This is a genomic window from Acinetobacter sp. UBA6526 (genome assembly GCF_002434875.1).
GTDB lineage: Bacteria > Pseudomonadota > Gammaproteobacteria > Pseudomonadales > Moraxellaceae > Acinetobacter > Acinetobacter venetianus.
This window is the reverse complement of sequence record NZ_DJLC01000059.1, coordinates 749-6,649: the sequence shown is the minus strand read 5'-3', so window position 1 is coordinate 6,649 and position 5,901 is coordinate 749. Positions and strand designations below refer to the sequence as shown.

Below are 5,901 nucleotides of genomic sequence, written 5' to 3'. Positions count from 1 at the left end.
GCAGATTGACCCCAAGGAGATACAGGATGTCTCCCACCAGCTGATTTACCTTCACCACCACCGTGTGGGTGATCTACCGGGTTCATCGCCATACCACGAACGGTAGGACGAACACCACGCCAGCGCGCAGCACCAGCTTTACCCAATGAACGAAGGTTGCTTTCTTGGTTAGAAACTTCACCAATTACAGCACGACATTCAACGTGAACTTTACGCATTTCACCAGAACGTAAACGAACGATAGCGTAAGAACCATCACGACCCAACAATTGAACTGAAGTACCAGCAGAACGCGCTAATTGAGCACCTTTACCGATTTTAAGTTCAAGATTGTGAAGTGTAGAACCGATTGGCATGTTACGAAGTGGTAAGCAGTTACCTGGACGAATTGGAGCATCGTTACCAGATTGAACTTTATCACCAGCACGTAAGCCTTTCGGCGCAATGATGTAACGACGTTCACCGTCAGCATATTTCAACAAAGCAATATGAGCTGTACGGTTAGGATCGTATTCAATGCGCTCAACAGTCGCTGGAATACCATCTTTGTTACGTTTGAAATCTACGATACGGTAGTTTTGCTTATGACCACCACCCACGTGACGTGTAGTGATGTGACCATTGTTATTACGACCACCAGTACGTTTTTTAGCTTCTACCAACGGTGCATAAGGAGCGCCTTTGTGAAGGTGGTCATGAACCACTTTCTCTACAAAGCGACGTCCTGGAGACGTTGGCTTACATTTTTGAATAGGCATAGTTTTCGTCCTTATTCCGCTGCGTTTTCAGCGGTATCGCCCAAGTCAGCCATTTCAACATCTTGGCCAGCTTTCAGGGTGACGTATGCTTTTTTAACATCAGAACGACGTCCTAATGTACGACCAAAGCGTTTTGTTTTACCTTTAGTGATCGTTGTATTTACTTTCACAACTTCAACACCGAAGAGTTGCTCAACTGCTTTTTTGATTTCAAGTTTGTTTGCATTTAATGCAACTTTAAATACTTGAACACCAGCAGTATCACCTAAAACTTGCGCTTTTTCTGAGAATACTGGTCCTTGTAGGACTTGATATAAACGTTCGTTGTTCATCCGAGTTCTACCTCAATTTTCTTAGCAGCAGCTACAGACATGACAACTTTATCGAATGCGATCAAGCTAACAGGATCAATTGCAGTTGCATCAACCACATCAACGTGTGGAATGTTGCGCGCTGCAAGATACAAGTTCTCATCTACAGCATCTGTAACGATCAATGCACGAGTTGCATTCAAGTCGTTCAATTTAGCAAGCAATTCTTTAGTCTTAGGAGCTGCAACAGCAAACTCTTCAACTAATACAAGACGATCTTGGCGAACAAGTTCAGCTAAGATACATTGCATTGCACCGCGGTACATCTTACGGTTTACTTTTTGAGACCAATCTTGTGGACGAGCAGCAAAAGTTTTACCACCACCAACCCAGATCGGGCTACGAATAGAACCCGCACGAGCGCGACCAGTACCTTTTTGACGGAATGGCTTCTTACCACCACCAGAAACATCTGCACGTGATTTTTGAGCACGAGTACCTTGACGACCACCAGCTAAGTAAGCTGTAACAACTTGGTGTACAAGAGCTTCGTTAAATTCACGACCAAAAGCAACTTCTGATAATTCAACCGCAGCGCCAGAAACAGTTTTTAAATTCATTCTATTTCACCTTACGCTTTGATGGTAGGACGTACAATCACGTCACCATTCGTTGCACCAGGGATTGCACCTTTAACAACTAAAACAGAACGTTCAGCGTCAATAGATACGATTTCAAGACCTTGAACTGTTACGCGTTCATCACCTAAGTGACCAGCCATTTTCTTGCCTTTGAACACGCGACCAGGTGTTTGGTTTTGACCTGTAGAACCTAATACACGGTGAGATACAGAGTTACCATGAGTAGCATCTTGCGTACGGAAGTTCCAACGCTTAACACCACCTTGGAAGCCTTTACCTTTAGACTGACCAGTTACGTCAACAATTTGACCAACTGTAAACAAGTCAACACCGATAGAACCACCAACTTCACGGCCTTCAAGCTCAGCTTCAGTAACACGGAACTCTTTAACTAAACGACCAGCAGCAACACCCGCTTTAGCGAAGTGACCTTTCTGAGCGTTAGTTACGCGCGATTCGCGACGTTCACCAGTAGTTACTTGAATTGCTTGATAACCATCAGTCTCAAGTGTTTTGATTTGCGTAATGCGGTTTGGATCGACTTCGATAACTGTAACAGGTACAGATACACCAGCATCTGTAAAGACGCGAGTCATACCACATTTGCGACCGACTAAACCAATAGCCATGTGCATAAACCTCTAATAAAGCGGCCTAATTAACTTAAACGTTAATCAACCGAAAGCCTTAACCCAAAGCGATCTGAACATCTACACCAGCAGCAAGATCTAACTTCATCAATGCATCAACAGTTTTATCTGTAGGTTGAACGATGTCGATCAAACGTTTATAAGTGCGGATTTCATACTGGTCACGAGCGTCTTTGTTGACGTGTGGTGAAGTAAGAACGTTGAAGCGTTCGATGCGAGTAGGCATCGGGATTGGACCACACACTTGTGCGCCAGTACGCTTAGCGGTTTCTACGATCTCTTGAGCAGATTGATCAATCAGACGATGATCAAAAGACTTCAAACGGATACGAATTCTCTGGTTAGACATACCAGTAAACTCCAAGCCAAATATATAAAGAATCACCCATGACGCACCTCACCATTTGGCAAGTGTCAAGGGCAGTGAAATTCACTAAGGTCGTGATCGATGCCACGACTGTAATGCGTTAACTACTTTCTTCGTAGAAAACGCCCTCCATTTGAGGGTCGCTTATTATAACTATTGTTTAAGTCTTATGCAATTCTTCTTTTAATTTTTTAACTTTAAAGTTTTGTTAAGCACTTACTACATATTCAATCGCTTGGTTTAACAACGTATTCCCCTGCTCAAATTTAGTTTGATTTGATCGTTTTAAATCACTCATTGACTGAACATACTCTCCATCAAAAATTGCCAAGTCCTCTTCATTTTCAATTAATAGCTGTAAAGCATGCGGTGTCATTTCAGGATGAAATTGAAACCCCAATACATTTCGACCAATTTGATAGAGTTGATTACGGCATACTTTATTTTCAGCCAAACGCACACCGCCTTTTGGAATTTCAAAAGTTTCACTATGCCATTGCATAATATTAATCTTTTCAGGGATCTGAAAGCATTCTTCTGGAATATGTGAAGCTCTACCAACATCCATCCAACCTAATTCCTGATGACGATTACGGCTCACCGCAGCGCCTAATGCATTTGCTATAAGTTGTCCACCAAGGCACAAACCGATTGCAGGCTTACCTGCCGCTAAATAACGACGTAACCATCTTTTTTCTAGTTTTAACCATGGATAATTCGCTTCATCATTCACACTCATGGTTCCTCCCATGATAATGAGTAAATCAACTTCATCCACTCGAGGTAATGCTTCTAGCTCTAATGGCAAATCTACAGGTAAGGCAAAAAATTCGGTTGCCGTAATCTTTGCCTTATGTGCCTTTAAGAAGTCATAACAACTCCCATAACCTTCGCCTGCAATGTGCTGAAAATAATGCACTCTTAAATGCGACTTCATGCGCTCAAACCTATTATCGTTAGAATGATAAGTAAGTCTTAGCAAAAATAAAGCCAGTTTTTCTCCAAGCGCTTTATCTGTAACGATTCTGTACAAAAGATGCAAACCACTGGCAGCTTTTGTTATTTTCTCTTAACCTAAATTATTATATTGCTTTGATTTTGCACCATGACTAAACATAAGAATGCACAAACTGATTTAATTCATGCACCACGAAAAGCTCCTCAATATATAGAAACGATTCAACCTCCCCTATATCGTGCGTCGACCATTATTTTTAAAAGCACATCGCACCTTTTTGATCGTCACTGGACCGATCGCTATGACTATAGTTATGGTACACATGGGACACCGACTACATTTACTTTAGGCGACAACATCGCTCAAATCGAAGGCGGCATTTTCAGCTTACTTGCGCCTAGTGGTCTATCTGCAATTAATTTAGTCAACAGCACTTTTTTAAGTTCAGGTGATGAAGTTTGGGTAGCAGACAACATTTATGGGCCTAACCTTGAGCATTTAAACAACCTACAAGATCGTTACGGTATTTCTGTCAAAATTTATAACCCTATTAATGCCGATAGCTTTCAGCCTACCGAGAAAAGCAAACTTATTTGGCTAGAGGCAGCGGGTTCTGTCACACTGGAATTTCCTGATCTAAAAAACTTAATCAAAAAAGCACAACAAGCCAATGTCATCACTGCCTTAGACAACACTTGGGGGGCTGGTCTAGCATTTAATGCATTTGATTTTTCAGATGAACATTTATCAGTAGATTTAACGGTGCATGCACTCACCAAATACCCAAGCGGTGGTGGCGATATTCTAATGGGTTCAGTTGTGACTAGAGATCAACAATTACACCATAAGCTTTTCAAAATGCATGCGACACAAGGCATCTGCGTTTCAGGAGATGATAGCGCCCAAATCCAACGTAGTCTGGCGCACATGTCACTACGTTATGACCAGCAGTCACTCAATGCAATCAAAGTCCTTGATTGGTTAAAACAGCAACCGCAATTTAGCCAAATATTACACCCAAGTTTAAGCAATGCTGCGGGTCATCAATTTTGGGCTGAAGTTTGTAGTACAGGTAAAAGCGCAGGTTTAGTAAGTGTCATTTTTAAGCCAGATTATGATTTAACCGCTGTCCGTAAATTTTGCGACAGCCTGCAATTATTTAAACTGGGTTTTAGTTGGGGTGGGCCTGTGAGCTTGGCGATGCTCTACGATTTAAAACAGATGCGTTCGCTTAGCAATACACATTTACAACAAGGTTTATTGGTTCGCTTCTGTATAGGACTAGAACATCCAGAAGATTTAATTCAAGATATTCAAAACGCATTAAAACAGCTCGAATGAAATCAAAAATAGGTGAAGAATGAGTACACCAATTGTTATTGCTAAGAAAACTACAGATACAACACAAGATATCGTTTTACATTCACAATTTGCAAACCGACATGGCTTGATTGCAGGCGCGACGGGTACGGGTAAAACCGTCACACTCAAAGTTCTTGCTGAAAGCTTTTCGCGTCTTGGTGTGCCTGTATTTTTAGCCGATGCCAAAGGTGATGTTTCCAGTCTTGCAAAAGCAGGAACAAGCAGCCCTAAATTTGATGAGCGCTTGAAACTTTTAGGCATAGAGTCAGTTCCATTTGCAGCTTCACCTGTGATTTTTTGGGATTTATTTGGCCAACAAGGACACCCCATTCGCACAACGATTTCAGAAATTGGTCCACTATTATTAGCTCGGATGCTGAATCTAAATGACACGCAAGAAGGTGTGCTATCAGCAGTCTTCAGAATTGCAGATGATCAAGGCCTATTGCTCATCGACTTTAAAGATTTAAAAGCTATGCTGACCTATGTCAGTGAAAATGCGGCTGATCTTAAAGCAGAATATGGCAACCTCTCACCTGCAAGTCTTGGTGCAATCCAACGCAACTTACTGGCGCTTGGCGATCAAGGGGGCGAACAATTCTTTGGTGAGCCGAGCCTCAATATTTTAGACTTCATTCAAACCGATTCGAATGGTCATGGCTATATTAATATTTTAGCTGCTGACAAACTCATGAATACCCCCAAGCTTTATGCCACATTCCTACTTTGGATGCTGTCTGAACTTTTTGAACAGTTACCCGAAGTTGGTGATATGGATAAACCTAAACTGGTATTTTTCTTCGATGAGGCGCATTTACTCTTTGACAATGCCAGCCAAAATTTACAAGAAAAAA

At 41.8% G+C, this 5,901-nt stretch carries 8 protein-coding genes; 2 read left to right on the top strand and 6 right to left on the bottom strand.

Features of this window, described 5'->3' with window-relative positions:
* The 6 genes from rplB to B4237_RS03930 all read right to left on the bottom strand — a co-directional run.
* Window positions 1–758, bottom strand: a 758-nt coding sequence (rplB, locus tag B4237_RS03955; protein WP_286941527.1) for a 50S ribosomal protein L2, incomplete at its 3' end; no start/stop codon positions are given.
* Window positions 759–769: 11 nt separating this feature from the next.
* A complete protein-coding gene (gene rplW, locus B4237_RS03950; protein WP_004877633.1) occupies window positions 770–1,090 on the bottom strand; it encodes a 50S ribosomal protein L23 in 321 nt (106 codons plus the stop codon).
* Complete coding sequence (gene rplD / locus B4237_RS03945; RefSeq protein WP_004877634.1) at window positions 1,087–1,689, bottom strand: 50S ribosomal protein L4; 603 nt, start codon at window positions 1,687–1,689, stop codon at window positions 1,087–1,089. The genes rplW and rplD overlap by 4 nt, the downstream gene beginning before the upstream one ends.
* Window positions 1,690–1,700: 11 nt before the next feature.
* Complete coding sequence (rplC, locus tag B4237_RS03940; protein ID WP_004678595.1) at window positions 1,701–2,339, bottom strand: 50S ribosomal protein L3; 639 nt, start codon at window positions 2,337–2,339, stop codon at window positions 1,701–1,703.
* A gap of 58 nt (window positions 2,340–2,397) precedes the next feature.
* Window positions 2,398–2,709 carry a 30S ribosomal protein S10 gene (rpsJ, locus tag B4237_RS03935; RefSeq protein WP_000070912.1) on the bottom strand — a complete coding sequence of 104 codons (312 nt, stop codon included), beginning with the start codon at window positions 2,707–2,709 and terminating at the stop codon, window positions 2,398–2,400.
* A 226-nt stretch (window positions 2,710–2,935) separates the two neighbouring features.
* Window positions 2,936–3,664, bottom strand: coding sequence for a type 1 glutamine amidotransferase (locus tag B4237_RS03930; protein ID WP_004877635.1), 729 nt, complete (start codon window positions 3,662–3,664; stop codon window positions 2,936–2,938).
* Window positions 3,665–3,832: 168 nt separating this feature from the next.
* Here B4237_RS03930 and B4237_RS03925 point away from each other — a divergent pair, with 168 nt between their 5' ends.
* The gene (locus B4237_RS03925) at window positions 3,833–5,026 is read left to right on the top strand and encodes a PLP-dependent transferase (protein ID WP_278595300.1); all 1,194 of its coding nucleotides are present in this window, start codon (window positions 3,833–3,835) and stop codon (window positions 5,024–5,026) included.
* Window positions 5,027–5,045: 19 nt separating this feature from the next.
* The coding region (locus B4237_RS03920) for a helicase HerA-like domain-containing protein (protein ID WP_286941521.1) at window positions 5,046–5,901 on the top strand (856 nt) is incomplete at its 3' end.

What these genes read in the sequence shown, in the direction of transcription:
- rplD (WP_004877634.1), bottom strand. Translation starts at nt 1,689, where the DNA reads ATGAATTTAAAAACTGTTTCTGGCGCTGCGGTTGAATTATCAGAAGTT.
- B4237_RS03925 (WP_278595300.1), top strand. Translation starts at nt 3,833, where the DNA reads ATGACTAAACATAAGAATGCACAAACTGATTTAATTCATGCACCACGA.
- rplC (WP_004678595.1), bottom strand. Translation starts at nt 2,339, where the DNA reads ATGGCTATTGGTTTAGTCGGTCGCAAATGTGGTATGACTCGCGTCTTT.
- rpsJ (WP_000070912.1), bottom strand. Translation starts at nt 2,709, where the DNA reads ATGTCTAACCAGAGAATTCGTATCCGTTTGAAGTCTTTTGATCATCGT.
- B4237_RS03930 (WP_004877635.1), bottom strand. Translation starts at nt 3,664, where the DNA reads ATGAAGTCGCATTTAAGAGTGCATTATTTTCAGCACATTGCAGGCGAA.
- rplW (WP_004877633.1), bottom strand. Translation starts at nt 1,090, where the DNA reads ATGAACAACGAACGTTTATATCAAGTCCTACAAGGACCAGTATTCTCA.